Source organism: Mycolicibacter heraklionensis (assembly GCF_019645815.1).
Classification (GTDB): Bacteria; Actinomycetota; Actinomycetes; order Mycobacteriales; family Mycobacteriaceae; genus Mycobacterium; species Mycobacterium heraklionense.
On sequence record NZ_CP080997.1, the window covers coordinates 2,800,140 to 2,818,150 of the forward strand.

Genomic DNA, 18,011 nt, shown 5'->3' on the forward strand with positions numbered 1-18,011 from the left:
CGTGTCGTGTGCAAACACGCACACTCGCGGCAATGTTGTTCACTGCCCGGTCTCCATCAGGTCGACGAACTGGTCGAACAGGTATTCCGCGTCGTGCGGTCCGGCCGCGGCCTCGGGGTGGTACTGCACCGAGAACGCCCGGCCGTTGGCGAGCTTGACGCCCTCGACCACGCCGTCGTTGGCGCAGGTGTGGCTGACCACCGCCGGACCGAAGTCGGTGTCAAAGCGCTGGCCCGCTTCGCCTTCGAGTGCGAATCCGTGATTCTGCGCGGTCACCGCCACCCGGCCGGTGGCGTGGTCGATCACCGGGATGTTGATGCCGCGGTGGCCGAACGTCATCTTGTAGGTGTTCAGCCCCAGCGCACGCCCCAGGATCTGGTTGCCGAAACAGATTCCGAACAGCGGGATTCCGGCGCCGAGCACCTCGCGAGTCAACGCCACCATCGCCGCTGCGGTGGCCGGGTCCCCGGGTCCGTTGGACAGGAACACCCCGTCGGGCTTCAACTCGGCGATCTGCGCGAAATCCACCGATGACGGCAGCACGTGGCTGCGGATTCCGCGGCGGGCGAAGTTGCGTGGCGTGTTGGTCTTGATACCCAGGTCCAGCGCGGCGATGGTGAACCGGTGGGCCCCCTCGGGTTCCACCACGTATTCCGCGTCAGTGCTGACCTGCCCGGCCAGGTCGGCGCCGAGCATCGACGGCTGCTCGCGGACCCGGGTCACCAACTCCTCCGGTGATGCCAGCGCGTCACCGGAGAACACCCCGGCCTTCATCGAGCCGTGATTGCGCAGGTGGCGCACCACGGTGCGGGTGTCAACACCGGCGATACCGACGATCCCCTGACGGACCAGCTCGTCGTCGAGCGTGCCGGTGGCCCGCCAGTTCGACGCCCGCGGCGACGGGTCGCGCACCACATAGCCAGCCACCCAGATCTTTTCGTCGCGGCTCTCGCCGTCCTCGCGATTCCAGCCGGTGTTGCCGATCTGCGGGGCGGTGGCCACCACGATCTGCCGGTGGTAACTGGGGTCGGTCAGGGTCTCCTGGTAGCCGGACATCCCGGTGGAGAACACCGCCTCACCCAGGGTCTGTCCGAGGGCCCCGAACGGTGTTCCGGTGAACGTCCGGCCGTCCTCGAGAACCAGCACCGCACGCGCGTTCATCTGTCGTCTTCCTCTTCTTCTAACCAGCGGCTGTGCTCGGCGCGGTCGTCCGCGCGGAAGCCGGTGTCTATCTCGGTGCCCGACGGCAGTCGCCATCGGATGGCCAGCACTCCGTTCTGATTTCGGGTCGGGATGGCACGCCCGGCGATGCCGCGTTCGGCGCGAACCGCGATCACCGCCTCCTGAGGAATCCAGATCGGCCGGGCGCCGCTGCGCTGCACCATGATTCCCTCGGGGTAGCGGGTCAGCACCGCTTTGGTCCGATAGCCCAGGTCGCCGACCACCACCCGGTCGTTCCACTTCGGGGCCAGCGTGCAACCCAGGTACTGCCCGCGGGTGGCCTCCACGGTGGGCGAACCCACCGTGTCGGGCACTGTCGGCAGCGTGCCGATCAGCGCGTCCTGCAGCTGGCCGCGGCGGCGCCAGCCGCGCATCATCAGCCGGATCACCACGCCGATCAGCACCGCCAGCAGAAAAGCGAAGACCAGCGAGCCGATCAACGTGGGGGTGTTCATGCCGGACTCTTCCCGTCCCGGGCGGTGATCCGACCACGCAGCAGGGTCGCGGTGACGGTCGCCGGCAGCGTCATCTCCTCATAGGGGGTGTTGTCCGAGCGGCTGGCCAGCTGCCCGCCGGTGACCACCCAGGTCGTGTCGGGATCGACCACGGTCAGGTTGGCCGGCTCGCCCACCTCCAGCGGGCGGCCCTGATCGGGCAGACCGACGATCTGCGCCGGCCGCTCGCTCATCACGCGGGCCACGTCGCGCCAGGTCAGCAGGCCGGTCTGCACCATCGTGGCCACCACCACCGACAGTGCGGTCTGCAGGCCGAGCATCCCGGGCCGGGCGGCGGCGAACTCGCAGGTCTTCTCGTGTTCGGCGTGCGGGGCGTGGTCGGTGGCCACGCAGTCGATGACACCGTCGGCCAATGCCTGGCGCAGCGCCTGCGCGTCGGACGCCTCCCGCAGCGGCGGGTTGACCCGGTTGCGGCCGTCGTAGCCGGCGAGCCGGCTGTCGTCGAGCATCAGGTGGTGCGGGGTGACCTCGGCGGTGACCGAGATCCCTTGCTCTTTAGCCCATTTGAGGAGTTCGACCGTTCCGGCCGTGGACGCATGGCAGATGTGCAGGCGGGCGCCCGCGTCGCGGGCCAGCAGGACGTCCCGGGCCACGATCGACTCTTCGGCGGCGCGCGGCCAGCCGGCCAGGCCCAGCCGGGCGGCGTTGGGCCCCTCGTGGGCGACCGACCCGACGGTCAGCCGCGGCTCCTCGGCGTGCTGGGCGATCAACACCCCCAGGCCGGTGGCGTACTCCAGCGCGCGACGCATCACCAGGGGGTGGTCCACACAGACACCGTCGTCGGAGAACATCCGAACGCCCGCGGTACCGGCGGCCATCATGCCCATCTCGGTCAGCTGGGTGCCGCCCAATCCGACGGTGACCGCGCCGACCGGGTGCACGTCGACCAGGCCGATCTGCTGTCCGCGCTGCCAGACATGGTCGGTGACCACCGGGGAGTCGGCGACGGGATCGGTGTTGGCCATCGCGAACACCGCGGTGTAGCCGCCCAGAGCCGCTGCCGCCGAGCCGGTTTCGATGTCCTCGGCGTATTCGCGTCCCGGTTCACGCAGATGGGTGTGCAGGTCGACAAAGCCCGGCAACAACACCTGCCCGGGCGCGTCGACGATCTCGCAGTCGTCCGGGACGGACAGGCCCGCACCGATCTGGGCGATCTGGCCGCCCTGTACCAGGACATCGACCTGGTCGCCTTCGCCGTAACACCGCACTCCGCGAATCAGCACGCTCACAGCGCTGCTTCCTCTCCCGCCGACCCCGAATCCGTCGCCGGCCCCGCGGACTCGCTACCCACCAGCAGATGGAACAGCACCGCCATGCGCACATGTACCCCGTTGGAAACCTGTTGCAGCACCGCGGATTGAGACGAGTCCGCCACCGACGAGGAGATCTCCATGCCGCGCAACATCGGGCCCGGATGCAGCACCACCGCGTGGTCGGCCAGCATCGCCCGGCGCTTCTCGCTCAGCCCGTAGCGCACCGAGTACTCCCGCGTCGACGGGAAGAACCCGCCGGTCATCCGTTCGGCCTGCACCCGCAACATCAGGACCGCATCGGCGGCCGGCAGCTCGGCGTCGAAGTCATGCGAGACCGTCACCGGCCACTCGGCGACCCCGACCGGCAGCAGGGTCGGCGGCGCCACCAGCACCACCTCGGCGCCCAGCGTCGCCAGCAGGCTCACGTTGGAGCGGGCCACCCGGCTGTGCACGATGTCGCCGACGATGACGACGCGGCGGCCCTCGATGCCGCCCAGGCGCTGCCGCAGCGTCAGCGCGTCCAGCAACGCCTGGGTGGGGTGCTCGTGGGTACCGTCACCGGCGTTGATCACCGACGGGCCGGTCGCATCGGCGGCACCGGTCCACTCCGAGAGCAGGTGCGCCGCGCCCGACGACGGGTGGCGGATGATCAGCGCGTCGGCACCGGCGGCCCGCAACGTCAGCGCGGTGTCGCGCAGCGACTCGCCCTTGCTGACCGAAGATCCCGACGCGGACACATTGATCACGTCGGCGCTCATCCACTTGCCGGCCACCTCGAACGACACCCGGGTCCGGGTGGAGTTCTCGTAGAACATCGTGATCACGGTGCGCCCGCGCAGAGTGGGCAGCTTTTTGACCTCGCGCCCCACCAGCGCCTGAGCGAAGCGGTCGGCGTCGTCGAGGATCGCGGTGGCCTCATCACGGCTCAAGTCGCCGGCCGCCAGCAGATGCCTGGTGCTCATCGGGTAATCACCACCTGGTCGCGACCGTCATGTTCAGCCAGCAGGACATGCACGCTTTCGCCGCGAGATGTCGGCACGTTCTTGCCGACGTAGTCGGCGCGTATCGGCAGCTCGCGGTGGCCGCGGTCCACCAGGACGGCCAGCTGCACGATCCGGGGCCGCCCCACGTCGCGCAGCGCGTCCAGCGCCGCGCGCACCGACCGGCCCGCGAAGAGCACGTCGTCGACCAGGATCACGCACGCGTCGTCGATGCCGCCGGCTGGGATAGAGGTGGGCTCCAGGGGCCGCGGGGGCTGACGCATCAGGTCGTCGCGGTAGAGGGTGATGTCCAGTGCGCCGTGCGCGACGTCCACGCCGCAGAATTCGCTGATCTTGCCGGCCAGCCGCTGGGCCAGGGTGACGCCGCGGGTGGGGATGCCCAGCAGCACGACTCGCGGGGCGTTGGTTCTGTCGGGGTCGTCTAAAGCGGTCTTCTCGATGATCTGATGTGCGATACGAGAAACAGTGCGACCCACATCCGCCGAGGACATCAATTCCCGGTCGGTGCTGGAATTACCGGCAGCGCCCATGCGAAACCGCAGGACCTCCTTCTCCGCCTCGCAGGACGGATCGTTAAAGGATGTCGAACTGCCGCGTAGCCTAGCATCCGCCAGCCGCTGGTCCGGCGCGAGTGTGCGCAGAATCGCGGTCGACCGCGGCGTGTCGACCCCGGACACGCACTCTCGGCACATGAGGCCCGCCGTTAGCCTGAGCGGGTGAACCTCGACCCCAACCAGGCGCCGCTGCGCGAAGCCTGCGACACCGGCCTGCTCGCCGGCGTGGTGACACTTGTCTGGCAGCGCGGCTCGGTGCTGCAGGTCAACGAGATCGGCCATCGCGATGTCGGCGCCGGCCTGCCGATGACCCGCGACACGGTGTTCCGGATCGCCTCCATGACCAAGCCGGTCACCATCGCCGCCGCGATGACCCTGGTCGACGAAGGCCGGCTGCGGCTCACCGACCCGATCGCGCACTGGCTGCCGGAGTTCGCCGCACCGCGGGTGCTCCTCGACGCAGCCGGATCACTGGAGGCCACCACCGCGGCGCGGCGGGCGCTCACGGTCGACGATCTGATGACGCACCGCTGTGGCATCGGCTACGGCTTTTCCGTACCCGGTCCGATCGCGCGGGAGTACCAGCGGCTGCCCTTCGGCCGTGGGCCCGACGCCTGGCTGACCGCGCTGGCGGCGCTTCCCCTGGTGGACCAGCCCGGTGAGCGAGTCACCTACGGCCACGGCACCGACGTGCTGGGCGTGCTGCTGTCGCGGATCGAGGGCAAGCCGCTGCCACAGGTGCTCGAGGAACGGATCCTTGGCCCCCTGGGGATGACCGACACCGGTTTCTGTGTCACTCCGCAGGCACGCGGGCGCAGCGCCACCATGTATCGCGTCGACGGAGACACCCTGCGCGACGATGCGATGGGGCCCGTGCCGATCGCGATGCCCGCGTTTCCCAACGCCGGGGGCGGCTTGATGTCCACCGCCGACGACTACCTGGCGTTCGCCCGGATGTTGCTGGCCGACGGCATGTTCGACGGCACCCGGGTGCTCTCAGCCGAGTCGGCCCGAGCAATGCGCACCGATCAGCTCACCGACGACCAGAAGCGGCACCCGTTCCTGGGAGCCCCGTTCTGGATGGGACGCGGGTTCGGGCTCAACCTGTCGGTGGTGACGGACCCGGCGAAGTCCCAGCCGCTGTTCGGGCCGGGCGGTGCGGGCGCGTTCGGCTGGCCGGGAGCCTACGGGACCTGGTGGCAGGCCGATCCGGCCGCAGACCTGATCCTGATCTATCTGGTGCAGAACTCCCCGACGCTGTCCACCGACATGGCCGTCGCGGTTGCCGGCAATACCTCGATCGCCAAACTGCGGGTCGCGCAGCCGAAGTTCGTCCGCCGGACCTACGCGGCCCTGGGCTTGTGAGTCTGGGCCGACGGCAAACCCGTTGAGCCTCAGGCGTGCATCGAGTGTGCGGTTTGGTAGGCCAGAACGCGATTTCGCCGACCAAACCGCACACTCGGCACGTTTCTGCGCTAGCGGCTCTCCCCCGCGAGGCTCTTCCCGGCCAGGCGCGCCCTCTCAAGGGCGGCCTCGCGCATCTGTTCGCGCTCCTCGGCGGTCCAGCGCGTGGTCGGCTCGAACACCAGGGTCTGCACCGTGTAGCCCAACATGGTGAATACGTACTCCAGGTAGGGCCGCTGGAAGTCCTGCAGGTCGTGACGGGTGCCGTCGTAGGCGCTGGAACGGGTCAAGATGAGCTGCACCGGTTTGCCGTCGCCCAACGTGCCCACGTGTTCCCCGCGTTCGTTGACCGTGAAGCTGGCCATCGGTTGCACGATGACGTCGATCCAGGCCTTCAACGCATGCGGCACATGCCAATTCCACATCGGCGACGACACCACCAGCCGGTCGAATGAGCGCACCCGCTCAATCTCGGCCAGCACTTTCGACCAGATCTGCTTCTGCTCCGGTGTCCGGCGTTCGCCGTAGAGCGGCGCGAACTTGGCGAAGGCGGCATCCCGCCCGAAGATCACCATCTCATCGGTCCACACCGAGAACCGTTCGACGTCGCCGACCGCGGCCACGGGCGCGGCCTGCAGGAACGCCTCGGCCAGCGCCGACGACAGCGAATGTTCTCCCTTCGGGCTCGCCTGGACCCACAGGGTTTTCATGGCGGCCATTAGATCATCGAGATCGGCGAGATCTTGACGCCGACTTCCAGTGCCCCGGACAGTTCGCGTGCGGTGTCGTAGTCGTAAACGACATGCCCGCAGATGATGTCGACGTCACGCTTGGCGCGCTGCATCGGGTTGGTCAGGAAGTGCACGCTGGCGCCGGAGGCTTCGAGCAGATCGGCGATCACGGCGCGGGATTCGTGCACGATGTGAGCGGCCGCCGCCCGGGCGTCGGCACGCATGGAGCGGCTGATCCGTTCACGTGCGTCCACCGCATCCTGGATCCCGCTGACGGTGTTGTCGAACAACCCGTGCAGGGCACGCAGCCTGACCCGCGCATCACCGAGCCGGATCTGCGCGGCAGGCTGATTCTTCTGCGCGGCACCGGAATACGCCATAACCCGCTCCCCCAGGCGCTTCGCGAACAGATCGGCCACCCGTTCGGCCGCGCCGAGGGCGGGCATCGCGGCGACCAGCGCCAGCGCCGGAACCATCGGCCACCGATAGGCCGAGGAGTCGTGCAGCGCGGCGCCCGGCGCCGTTCCCGAGTAGATGTCGACCACCGTGACCAGGCGGTGCTGCGGCACCCAGGCATCGCTGATCACCACGTCGTTGGATCCGGTCGCCCGCATCCCGGCGGTGTGCCAGACATCCTCGACGACGATGTCGCTTGCCGGCAGTAGAGCCAGCGCCGGGTAGGGAGCGTCGTCGGGCCCGCAGATCGCTCCGACCATGATCCAGTCGGCATCCATCACCCCGGTGGCCCAGGACCACCGCCCGGAAAGCCGGATCCCGTCGCCGTCGGGCACACCGCGGCCGGTGGGGGCCAGCGGCGCCGGGCACAGCACCGGCCCGTCGGCGAACACCTCGTCCTGGGCCTGCTCGCCGAAGAGCGCCAGCATCCAGTTGTGCAGCGTGTAGAACGCCAGCGTCCAGGCGCTCGATGCGCAGCCGTGCGCCATCCGGCGAACCGGGTCGAAGATCTGCGGGAAGTCGGCCTGTTGGCCGCCGTAGCGCGCGGGCAGCAGCAGGCCGGCCAGCCCGGACTTGCGATAGTCGCTGATGGTGTCGGCCGGAAGCCGGCGCAGTTCTTCGGCTTCCGCGGCACGTTCGGCCAGGCCGGCGATGAATTCCTCCGTCACACGCGAGTCCGCAGCGGTCGTCATGTCCGGACCGTACCATACCTTTTGGTATGGAAGTCAGTGCCGAAGCATCACGTCCAGGAACTGCTCCCGCCAGCCCACCGCACGCGGGCTCGGCCGCGAACCGGACAGGTGCAGGATCCCGATCCCGGTGGCGAACGTGGCGTTGGCCCGCATTTCTGCCTCGTCCGCGTCGAAACCGTCGTCGAGAAAGACCTGCCGGACCGCCTTGAGCACCCGCAGATCCGAGCTGCGCACCGCCGCGGCAACGTTGTCCTCCGAGCGCGCCCACTCCCGCATCGCCCGTTCGAGCATCCAATGGGCGGGCCCGACCAGCGAGGTCATCATGCGGGACAACCGCTCCCGGGGTGGTAGCGCGGCCAGCGCATCGAAGTCGTCGCGGTCGGAGTCACGCGCAGCCGCCCAGGTGTCGGTCAGGGCTTGCCGGTAGGTCTTCATATCGGCGAAGTGCCAGTAGAAGCTGCCTTTGGTGACCCCGAGCCGCTTGCAGAGCCGGTCGATGGTCAGCGCCTTGACCCCGTCCTCGGCCAGAATCCGGAAGCCGGCCTGCACCCAGTCCTGCACGGACAGCCGGGGATTGCCACCCGGCCCGCCAACAGCGTCGGACGTGGCCATGGCCAGTCAGCGTACTGACCTGGCCGCTTCCTGCAAGGCCCGCCGCGCGTAGGCGCGCACGTCGGCGTCGTTGTCCTTGACCGCGATCCGCAGCGCATCGCGGGCAGCGACGTCGGATTCGGCCCAGCGGGTCAGCCCCAGCACCGCGGCTTTGCGCACGTCGAGATGCGGGTCCTCGAGCGCGACCGTCAGCAGCGGCACCGCCGCCTCGGCGTGCGCGCCGGCCAGGGCGCGGGCCGCCCCGACCCGCACCTGCCACGCCGACTCGCGCAGCGCCGGTGTGACGACGGCCAGGTCCTGCGGCCCACAGCCGATCTCACCGAGCGCGGCCAGTGCCGCCGCACGCACCAGCGGGTCGGAGTCGCCGATCAGGACCCGCACGGTATCGGCCCCGGCACGCAACGTCGCCAACGCGTTGGCCGCTGCGATGCGCACTTCGCGGTTGCCGTCGCCGGCGGCGACCGCCACCGTCGCGGCATCGTCGACCGAGACCAACGCACGCACCGCCTCGATGCGCACCCGGTGGTCGGGGTCGGCCAGTGCGGCCCGGTAGTCCGCCGGGTCTCCGCTACGGCGGCTGGACAGCAGGTACACCACGCAGGCCCGCACCACCGGGTCCGGCGAGTTCAGCCGCGGACCGGCCGCCGACGGGTCGGGTATCACCTCGACCAGTTCACGCACCCCGTCGGCGGCGGTCCGGCGTACCGCGGCGTCAGCGTCGGCGAGCGCGCCGAACAGCGCAGCGGCGTAGCCGTCGGGAGTGTGCTCACTCAACGCGGCGACCGCGGTCCGCCGCACCGGCGGATCGGAATCGGCGAGGAAGCCCGCCAGATCGGCCAGTGTCGGCTCCTCCAGCGCGACGACCGCCGCGATCCGGGGCGACGGCGGGTGCGCCGCGGCCGGTGCCGCAACCCGCGACCCCGCGGTCGTGGGGGCCTGGCCACCCAGCAGCGGCGGCTGCGACACCGCATGCACTGACTGGTCGGCCGGCGGCAGTCCGTCCAGTTCGGGGACGGCCACGAAGTAGGGGGCGACCGGCCGCTTGAGGAATTCCATTGCGCCGTCGGCACGTTTGCGCACGTTGAGGTGATAACCCCACTGCGCGTCGTCACGGCCGGGCAGGTCGGCGCGGTCGTGGTAGAGGCCCCAGCGTGACTCGGTGCGGGTCAGCGACGAGCGGGCCGCCAACTCCGCGCAGTCCCGGATGAAGGACACCTCGACCGCGCGCATCAGCTCGTGCGGACTGCGCGCACCCATCTCGGCGATCTCCCCGCGCATCCGCTCGAAGGTCTGCACCGCCAGCGACAGCTTGGCAGCCGTCTTGGGCGGCGCCACATAGTCGTTGACGAACCGGCGCAGCTTGTATTCCACCTGCGGCTGCGGTGGGCCGTCGGGGTGACGCAACGGGCGATAGATCAGCTCGTGTGCCTCGGCGAGCTGATCAGCCGGAAGCTCCTGCGGTGCCGTGATTTCGGCCAGCGTAGAGGCCGCGTGCGCACCGGCCAGATCGCCGAACACGAAGGCCCCGATCATGTAGTTGTGCGGCACGCAGGCCAGATCTCCGGCCGCGTACAGCCCGGGCACCGTGGTGCGGGCATGCTCGTCGACCCACACTCCCGATGCGGAATGCCCCGAGCACAAACCGATCTCGGAGATGTGCATCTCGATGTCGTGGGTGCGGTAATCATGGCCACGGTTGGCGTGGAAGGTGCCGCGGGTGGGCCGCTCGGTGGTGTGCAGGATGTTCTCCAGTGCCGACAGCGTCTCGTCCGGCAAGTGCGACACCTTGAGGTAAATCGGCCCGCGCGCGGAGTCGACCTCGGACTTGACCTCGGCCATCATCTGCCCGGACCAGTAGTCGGAGTCGACGAATCGCTCCCCCAGCGCGTTCACCTGATAGCCGCCGAACGGATTGGCCACGTAGGCGCAGGCCGGGCCGTTGTAGTCCTTGATCAGCGGGTTGACCTGGAAGCATTCGATGCCGGACAGCTCGGCGCCGGCGTGATAGGCCATCGAGTAGCCGTCGCCGGCATTGGTCGGGTTCTCATACGTGCCGTAGAGGTACCCCGAGGCGGGCAGCCCGAGTCGCCCGCACGGCCCAGTGGCCAGGATCACCGCCTTGGCGCCGACGGCCACGAATTCGCCGGTGCGGGTGTGCAATGCCGCGGCCCCCACCGCCCGGCCGTCCCGGGTGAGCACCCGCACCGGCATCAGCCGGTTTTCGATGCGGATCTTCTCGCGCATCGCGCGTTGCCGCAGCACCCGGTAAAGCGCCTTCTTGACGTCCTTGCCCTCGGGCATCGGCAGCACGTAGGACCCGGAGCGGTGCACGCGGCGCACCGCGTACTCGCCGTGCTCGTCCTTTTCGAACTTCACCCCGTAGCGTTCCAGCCGCTGCACCATGGCGAAGCCCCGGGTGGCGGTCTGATAAATGGTGCGCTGGTTGACGATTCCGTCGTTGGCACGGGTGATCTCGGCGACGTAGTCCTCGGGTTCGGCCTTGCCGGGGATCACCGCGTTGTTGACGCCGTCCATGCCCATCGCCAGCGCCCCGGAGTGCCGTACGTGAGCCTTCTCCAGCAGCAGCACCTGCGCGCCGTGTTCGGCGGCGGTGAGCGCAGCCATGGTGCCGGCGGTGCCCCCGCCGATCACCAGCACATCGCAGTCCAGCCGCAGCGGTGTCGCGACATCCGGCATCTGCAAGGACGTCTGCGTCATGATGAGTGCTCCAATGCGGCGAGAACGGCGGCACGCAGTCCGGGTTCGGCTCGGCCGCTGCGTGGTTCGGGGACCTCGATGAGCGCCCGCAACGGCTGTCCGGCGCGCCCCAGCACCGCCACCCGGTCGCCGAGCGCCAGTGCCTCGTCGACATCGTGGGTGACGAACACGATCGTGGTCGGGTGGGATCGCCAGGTGTCGATCAGCAGCGCCTGCATGGCAGCTCGGGTGGCGCTGTCCAGCGCCCCGAAGGGTTCGTCCATCATCACCGCCCGGGGTGCGCCGGCCAGGCCGCGGGCCAACTGAACCCGTTGCCGCATCCCGCCGGAGAGGCTTTTCGGCAGGTAGTCGCCGAAGCCGGTCAGCCCCAACTCGGCGATCCACCGGTCGGCCTCGGTCCGTCGCCCGGTGCGCGGCACGCCGCGCAGCCGCAGCGCGAGCTCGATGTTGGAGCGCACCGAACGCCACGGCAGCAGCGCGTTGTCCTGGAACACCACGCCACGGTCTCGCGAGGTGGTCCTCACCGCGGCGTCGTCTGCCAGCACCCGCCCCTGCTCGGGGAGCAGCAATCCGGCCAGTGCGCGCAGCACCGTCGACTTGCCGCAGCCGGAGGGACCGGTCAACACCAGGATCTCGCCGGGGCGCACGGCCAAGCTGAGCTCGTCGATCACCGGAGAGTCGGTGTAGGACAGCCGGACCCGGTCCAGGGTCAGGCTCATGCCAACCGTCATCGCCGGTTCTCCTCGCTGCGCGGCAGCCAGCGGGTAAGCCGGCGCCCGACCGTCTCCACCGCAGCCGAGGTGGCGAACCCCAGCACGCCGATGGTGATGATGCCGACGAACACGTCCGGGTAGGCCAGCACGGTGTAGGCCTGCCAGGTGCGATATCCGATTCCGAGGCGCCCGGAGATCATCTCCGCGGAGATCACGCAGATCCACGACACCCCCATGCCGACCGACAGGCCGCCGAACACGCCCGGCGCGATGCCCGGAATCACCACCTGGCTCAACACATCCCAGCGTCCGCCGCCCAGGGTGCGGACCGAGTCCTCCCACAGCGTGGGCAGGGCACGCACCGCGTGGCGGGTGCTGACCAAGATCGGGAAGAAGGCGGCCAGGAACGTGATGAACACGATGCCCTGTTCACTGGCCGGGAACAGCAGGATCGCGACCGGAACCAGCGCGATGGCCGGGATGGGCCGGATCAGTTCGGTGAGCGGGCCAACGACATCTGCGGCCACCCGCGATCTGCCCAGCAGGATGCCGGTGGCGACGCCGACCGTCGCCGCTAGGCCGAATCCGGTGAGGATCCGGATCAGCGACTGGGCCAGATCGAGCCAGTACGCCTCGGTGGCCAGCCGGCGCACCAGCGTGGTGAAGACCTCATCGACGGTGGGCAGCGTGTCGAACCGCAGCCACCACCGCACGTCGGCGACGGTCAGCAACTGCCACAGCCCCAGGGCGGCCGCCACCGACGCCAGCCGCAGCAACCATGACCACCGTGGTTTCCGTGCCCGGCGCGGCGGCACTGCGTCGACCGGAGCAGTCGCGGCCGGGGCACCGGTCAGGACCGCGGTCACGCCGCACCCGCCAGGGCCTGCCGGTAGTCCAGCACGATGCCGCCCGGATGCGCGGCGACATAGCGTTGCGCCCCCGCGGTCGTGTCGAAGGGCAGGTAGTGCGCACCGTCGCGAACCCACGCGGATTTGTCGGCGAACCAGCGGGTGCCCAGTTCGGCGTCGTGGACATAGGCCGCCCGAAGGTGATCGCCGCGGGCGGTCGCGGCCCGCACGGCGTCCAGCAGGGTGTCAGCGTCCGGCACGGTCACGGTCGTTTCGGATCCGTCCAGCCACAGCTCGCCGCCGACCGTCGTGGGTTTGTCGATCGCGGCGAGCACCTTGTCGTAGTCCAGCTTTCGCGCGGCGAACGCAGCCCGCAGCGGCTGGTCATTGACGAACCCGTCCACGTCGAAGTCGGCCAGCTCGGCGAAGTCACCGATCGACTTGAGGTAGGGCACGTCGTTCTTCAACGCAGCGACCAGCTGCGGTTTGAGAGTGGCGTCGAACGAGGTGCCGCCCGGCCCGTTGTAGAGGTAGACGACCTCCTGCGGCAGCCCGCTGCCCTCGGCGACGATCCGGGCCGCCTCCAACGGTTTGCGTTTCAGGAAGTCGGTGGCGTCCAGCTGGGCTTGCAGGAACGCGTCGAGCACCTCCGGGTGGGCCCGCGCATAGCTGCGGCGCACGACCACCCCGTGCAGGGTCGGGTAGTTGAGTTCGGCGCCGTCGTAGAGCAGGCGGGCCCGGTCCTGGTACACCAGCAGGCCGGGCCAGGCCACGAATTGTGACAGGCCTTGGACCTGACCGGATTCCAGTGCTGAGGCGCCGACCTGCGGCTGCTGGTTGAGCACCTCGACGCCCGTTCCGGTGCGCGCCAGAGCCCGCAACAGGGTGCCGTGGCCGGCCGAACCCACGCTGGCCGACACCTTGGCGCCGGCCAGATCGGCCAGCGTGGCCGCATCGGAGTCGGGCGCCACCACCACCATGTTCAGCGCACCGGCGGGGTGGTAACCGGTCACCGAAACGATCTCGGTGCGGGCCTGTTCGTTGGCCCGGGTCCGGACGCCGTTGACCAGCATGGGGTAGTCGCCCATCGAGCCGATGTCGATCTTCTCGGCGAGCATCTGGGCGGTGATCGGCGCCCCGGTGTCGTAGTCCTGCCAGTCGACCCGGTACCGGGTTCCGGTCCGGTCGGTGATGTCGGCGAGCCGACGCTCCAGGTAGCCGCGGGCGCGCAGCAGCGTACCGGCGGTCGCGGTGTTGATGGTCTTGGACTGGTAGCCCACCACCACGTCGACGGAATCACCCGCCGTCGTGGAGTCCAGCGAGCATCCGGCCGCGGCGAGGACGACGCTGGTCAGCAGGACGAGGGATCTCTTCATGAAAAACCTTGATGGTCAACGCATTCAGCGAATGAGATAGGGCATGTTGACGGTGACAGCACCGGTCGGACAGCGTGCGGCGCACGGTCCGCAGTACCAGCATTCGTCGACGTGCATGAAGGCCTTGCCGTTGTCCGGGTTGATCGCCAGGGAATCCAGCGGACAGATGTCGACGCACAGCGTGCAGCCGGAGATGCACAGTGATTCGTCGATCGTCACGGGGACGTCGGCACGGCCGTTGACCAGTGTCATGGATAGCTCCTTGTCAGGGTGCCGCGCATGGTGACGCGGTCACCGCGCATCCGGATGTATTCGAGATCCACGGGCCGGCCGTCCTCCAGGCTGGTGAGCCGTTCCAGCATCAGCAGCGCCGCGCCGCCGGGAAGCTGCAGGATCGCCGCGGTGTGCGGGTCGGCCGGAATCGCCTCCAGCGCCAAAGTCGCGTCGCCCAGGCGTTGCCCGCTGATCTGTTCGATCAACGGAAACACGTCGGTGGACTCCAGCGGATGGGCAAGTACGGCCGCACCGATATCGGGCGCCAGATAGGTCTGGTCCAGGCTCAGCGGCACATCACCCAGGTAGCGCAGCCGTTCGACGAAGACCACCTGGGCGCCGACACCGAGTCCCAGCCGCCGGGCGACCGACGGCGGGGCGCCCACCGTCGTCGCCACCCGCACTTCGTTGCGCACTTCTTGAGCATCGAAGGTCTCCTGCAGGCCGCGCAGGGCGTCAAGTCCGTGGTCGTATTTGTGCTGCGCCACATGGGTGCCCGTTCTCGGCCCGCGGTGGATCAGCCCTTCGGCCTTCAGGGCGGCCAGTGCCTCGCGAACGATATTGCGGGAGACGACGAACTCAGTGGCCAGTTCCGGTTCGCCGGGCAATCCCTCGTCGTAGGCGCCGGCGTGGATCTGATGGCGCAGCACGTCGGCGACCTGCCGCGCCCGGTCCGCGCGGCGAATCGGCTGCGATGCGACGCGGGCTTCGGCCATGCAGACACGCTAAAGGCCGCCGCCTCGGCCACCCCAGACCTGGGAATTCCGCTGATCGGGGGGCGAAACTCATTGCGCCACCCAAGCGCTGCGGGCTGCCAGCGGAAACCGCTCGGTGCGGGCACATTGCGCCGCCGCGGCGCCCACGGCCCGGGTAACAATCGCGGTGAGGCTAATCGGCGACGCCGGGTTCCCGGGCATAGCGGGCCAGGGCCTCCGGAGTGAACACGGCCAGCCCCAGTTCGGGGTTGTAGCCGTGGATCTCTTTCACGTCGAGTTCGGCCAGGAAGTACAAGATCTCCTTGGAGATCACCTGACCGGGAACCAGCACCGGGAAGCCGGGCGGGTATGGCACGACGAAGGTGGTCGAGACCAGGGTCTTACCGTCGGCGACCCGGCGGCCGGCGTCCCCCAGCAGCACGTGCTCGCGGTCGGCCTCCTCGTAACCGCCGTAGAACGCGGCACGCATGTCGCCGATCGGGCTGGTGCCGCCCGGACGGAACGCCGGCGCGAACGCGCTGAAGTCGGGCAGCGGCGGCAGGTCCTCGGTGATCTCGGTGACCCGGCGGCGCTGCAGCGCGCGGTCGTCGGTGCTGGCCGCATTCCAGGCGCGGTCCAGTTCGCCGGCGACCCGGCGCAGCGCGTCGAGCAGGTAGTGCACGCTGGACCAGGTGACGCCGATGGTGAATATCAACAGCACCGAGTTGATCGACGTCTTGTTGATCTGAATTCCGAACCGCTGCATCAAGATCTTCTCGCGGAAGTCGTAGCCGCTCATCCCGGTCTTACCGACATACAGGGTGACCCGGGTCGGGTCGAGCACGAACTCGTCGGACCGCCAGGCCTCGTTCCACTCCTCCAGCGCGCCCTGACGCACCTCCCGGTAGGAGCTGACCGTCGACTCCCGGAATCGGTCGGGCACCAGATCGCTCTCGTCGAGGATGTGGAACCACTTGCCGATCAGCCGGTCCTTGCGGACCCGGTGGCGAAACACCAAGGCCATGTCGTAGACCCGCCGGACCATGTCGAAGCCTTCGATGTCCACCTGCCGGCGGGCCAGGTCCAGGGAGGCGAGCAGCTGCTGGTTCGGCGAGGTCGAGGTGTGGGTCAGAAACGCCTCGGCGAACGACTCCCGGGCCAGCGCGTTGAAGTCCTGATCCCGGACGTGGATCATCGAGGCCTGCCGCAGCGCCGACAGCGACTTGTGGGTCGAGTGAGTGGCATACACCCGCACCCGCGCCGACGGGTGCGGCAGCAGGCGGTGCTCGCTCCACTGGTCGCGATCGATGCCTTCCATGCTGTCGTGCCACGCCTGATATTCCTGGGCATAGTGGGCCGAGCCCAGCGTGGCCTCCAGCCCTTCGGCCGCGACCATCGCGGTGCGCTGCCGGGCCCACGGCACCGCGGTCGCAAACGCGTACCACGCCTCATCCCACAAAAAGCAGATGTCCGGCTTGATCGCCAGGATTTCCTCCATGACCCGGCGGGGGTTGTAGACGACTCCGTCGAATGTGCAGTTGGTCAGCAACAGCATCCGGACCCGGTGCAGCTGGCCGGCGGCCTCCAGGTCGAGCAGGGCACGTTTGATGGTGCGCAGTGCCACCGCCCCGTAGATCGCGAACGGCGCCAGTGGGTAGGCATCCAGGTACAGCGGGTAGGCACCGGCCAGCACCAGCCCGTAGTGGTGCGACTTGTGGCAGTTCCGGTCGATCAGCACGATGTCGCCGGGCCGGGTCAGGGCCTGCACGACGATCTTGTTGGCAGTCGAGGTGCCGTTGGTGACGAAATAGGTGTGGTCGGCGTTCCAGGTCTTGGCGGCCTTGTTCATCGCCACTCGGATGGTGCCGTGCGGGTCGAGCAACGAGTCGAGGCCGCCGGACGTGGACGAGGTCTCGGCCATAAAGATGTTGCGGCCGTAGAACTCTCCCATGTCTTGCAGCGAACGGGAGTTGAAGATGCTGGCGCCGCGCGCCACCGGAAGCGCGTGAAACTGCCCCACCGGCTCGGCCGCGTAGGCGCGCAGCGCATCGAAGAACGGTGTGGCGTAGCGCTTCCGGATACCGGCCAGCACGGTGCTGTGCAGGTCGGTGACGTCGTTGAGCCGATAGAAACTTCGGTCATAGACGTCCGGCTCGTCTGCGGTGTCGGCGGCGATCGATTCGTCGGTGAGCAGGTAGAGGTCGATGTGCGGTCGCAGCAGACGCATCCACTCGCCGCATTCGATGGCGTCGCGGCCGCTGCCGACGTTCGTCGGGTCGTCGTCGGCACCCAACAGGGTGGTCATCAGCGGCACCCGGTCGCGTGACCGCAGCGGCAGGTCGTGCCGCACGATCGCGGCCTGAATCTCACCGTTGAGCGCGACGGCGGTGACGGCGTCCTCGACGCTGGACACCACGAGCAGTTCGATCTGCACGTCGTCATCGGGGCTGCGCAGCCGGCGCAGGCTTTCCACCAGGCTCTCGGGCACATCCGCCGGCGAGTCGTCGGCCAGCAGCACGGTATAGAACTGCTGTTGCCGAGCCTGGGCCACCAGTTCCTGTTCAGACAGCGGCAAGCCGAGATCGAACAGCGCCGCCCGGTCACCGTAGTCCGACAGCAACCGCACCACCAGCGACACCCGCTCGGACAGCGACACCGTCGCCATCGACTCCAGGTAGCCGCGGAAGGCCGCCAGGTTGGCCGCGCCGGGGAACAGCCAGTACCGCTCGTAGGCGCCGAGCCGGTCGAGCAGGCGTTTCACCCGCGCGGCTTCGTGGGTGGTGTCCAGGCCGGCCCGGTTGACCTCGGCCAGTTGCCGGCAGGCGTCGTCGAGCAGGTTCCAGGTATCGAGACGCGAATACGACGGGTTGGCCACCGCCGCCAACGCCGATACCCGCAGTCTCCGATTCGGTGCGTCCCAGCCCTCGCCCATAGGGCAAGTGTGCCCGT

At 69.0% G+C, this 18,011-nt stretch carries 16 protein-coding genes; 1 reads left to right on the forward strand and 15 read right to left on the reverse strand.

Annotated features, from left to right (window positions below; translation table 11 throughout):
• Positions 1–39 precede the first annotated feature (39 nt).
• From carA to pyrR, 5 genes are read right to left on the reverse strand one after another with little or no spacing between them, the layout of a single operon-like run.
• Positions 40–1,161 (reverse strand): glutamine-hydrolyzing carbamoyl-phosphate synthase small subunit, encoded by a 1,122-nt coding sequence (carA, locus tag K3U94_RS13095; protein WP_220693998.1) that lies wholly within the window; start codon positions 1,159–1,161, stop codon positions 40–42.
• Complete coding sequence (locus K3U94_RS13100; protein WP_220693999.1) at positions 1,158–1,676, reverse strand: PH-like domain-containing protein; 519 nt, start codon at positions 1,674–1,676, stop codon at positions 1,158–1,160. The genes carA and K3U94_RS13100 overlap by 4 nt, the downstream gene beginning before the upstream one ends.
• Positions 1,673–2,965, reverse strand: coding sequence for a dihydroorotase (locus tag K3U94_RS13105; protein WP_220694000.1), 1,293 nt, complete (start codon positions 2,963–2,965; stop codon positions 1,673–1,675). The genes K3U94_RS13100 and K3U94_RS13105 overlap by 4 nt, the downstream gene beginning before the upstream one ends.
• A complete protein-coding gene (locus K3U94_RS13110) occupies positions 2,962–3,951 on the reverse strand; it encodes an aspartate carbamoyltransferase catalytic subunit (protein ID WP_220694001.1) in 990 nt (329 codons plus the stop codon). The genes K3U94_RS13105 and K3U94_RS13110 overlap by 4 nt, the downstream gene beginning before the upstream one ends.
• The gene (gene pyrR / locus K3U94_RS13115; protein ID WP_047318048.1) at positions 3,948–4,520 is read right to left on the reverse strand and encodes a bifunctional pyr operon transcriptional regulator/uracil phosphoribosyltransferase PyrR; all 573 of its coding nucleotides are present in this window, start codon (positions 4,518–4,520) and stop codon (positions 3,948–3,950) included. The genes K3U94_RS13110 and pyrR overlap by 4 nt, the downstream gene beginning before the upstream one ends.
• A 186-nt stretch (positions 4,521–4,706) precedes the next feature.
• Between pyrR and K3U94_RS13120 the strand changes: the two genes are divergently transcribed.
• Positions 4,707–5,909, forward strand: coding sequence for a serine hydrolase domain-containing protein (locus K3U94_RS13120; RefSeq protein WP_220694002.1), 1,203 nt, complete (start codon positions 4,707–4,709; stop codon positions 5,907–5,909).
• Positions 5,910–6,019: 110 nt separating this feature from the next.
• Here K3U94_RS13120 and K3U94_RS13125 read toward each other — a convergent pair whose 3' ends face one another.
• From K3U94_RS13125 to K3U94_RS13170, 10 genes are all read right to left on the reverse strand, one after another.
• A complete protein-coding gene (locus K3U94_RS13125; RefSeq protein ID WP_220694003.1) occupies positions 6,020–6,658 on the reverse strand; it encodes an FMN-dependent NADH-azoreductase in 639 nt (212 codons plus the stop codon).
• Positions 6,659–6,666: 8 nt separating this feature from the next.
• Complete coding sequence (locus tag K3U94_RS13130) at positions 6,667–7,827, reverse strand: acyl-CoA dehydrogenase family protein (RefSeq protein ID WP_220694004.1); 1,161 nt, start codon at positions 7,825–7,827, stop codon at positions 6,667–6,669.
• Positions 7,828–7,860: 33 nt separating this feature from the next.
• Complete coding sequence (locus K3U94_RS13135) at positions 7,861–8,439, reverse strand: TetR/AcrR family transcriptional regulator (RefSeq protein WP_220694005.1); 579 nt, start codon at positions 8,437–8,439, stop codon at positions 7,861–7,863.
• Between the two features lie 6 nt (positions 8,440–8,445).
• Complete coding sequence (locus tag K3U94_RS13140) at positions 8,446–11,157, reverse strand: fumarate reductase/succinate dehydrogenase flavoprotein subunit (protein ID WP_220694006.1); 2,712 nt, start codon at positions 11,155–11,157, stop codon at positions 8,446–8,448.
• A complete protein-coding gene (locus tag K3U94_RS13145) occupies positions 11,154–11,888 on the reverse strand; it encodes an ABC transporter ATP-binding protein (protein ID WP_047318053.1) in 735 nt (244 codons plus the stop codon). The genes K3U94_RS13140 and K3U94_RS13145 overlap by 4 nt, the downstream gene beginning before the upstream one ends.
• Positions 11,885–12,685, reverse strand: coding sequence for an ABC transporter permease (locus tag K3U94_RS13150; protein WP_230987611.1), 801 nt, complete (start codon positions 12,683–12,685; stop codon positions 11,885–11,887). Before K3U94_RS13150 ends, K3U94_RS13145 begins: the two co-directional genes overlap by 4 nt.
• A 47-nt stretch (positions 12,686–12,732) precedes the next feature.
• Positions 12,733–14,094: an ABC transporter substrate-binding protein gene (locus K3U94_RS13155; protein WP_220694008.1), complete on the reverse strand. Its 1,362-nt coding sequence runs from the start codon at positions 14,092–14,094 to the stop codon at positions 12,733–12,735.
• A 24-nt stretch (positions 14,095–14,118) separates the two neighbouring features.
• Positions 14,119–14,346: a 4Fe-4S dicluster domain-containing protein gene (locus tag K3U94_RS13160; RefSeq protein WP_047318056.1), complete on the reverse strand. Its 228-nt coding sequence runs from the start codon at positions 14,344–14,346 to the stop codon at positions 14,119–14,121.
• Positions 14,343–15,083, reverse strand: a complete 741-nt coding sequence (locus tag K3U94_RS13165) for a GntR family transcriptional regulator (protein WP_047318057.1) — start codon at positions 15,081–15,083, stop codon at positions 14,343–14,345. The genes K3U94_RS13160 and K3U94_RS13165 overlap by 4 nt, the downstream gene beginning before the upstream one ends.
• A gap of 172 nt (positions 15,084–15,255) precedes the next feature.
• On the reverse strand, positions 15,256–17,994 hold the full coding sequence (locus K3U94_RS13170; RefSeq protein ID WP_220694009.1) for an aminotransferase class I/II-fold pyridoxal phosphate-dependent enzyme: 2,739 nt from the start codon (positions 17,992–17,994) through the stop codon (positions 15,256–15,258).
• Between the last annotated feature and the right edge of the window lie 17 nt (positions 17,995–18,011).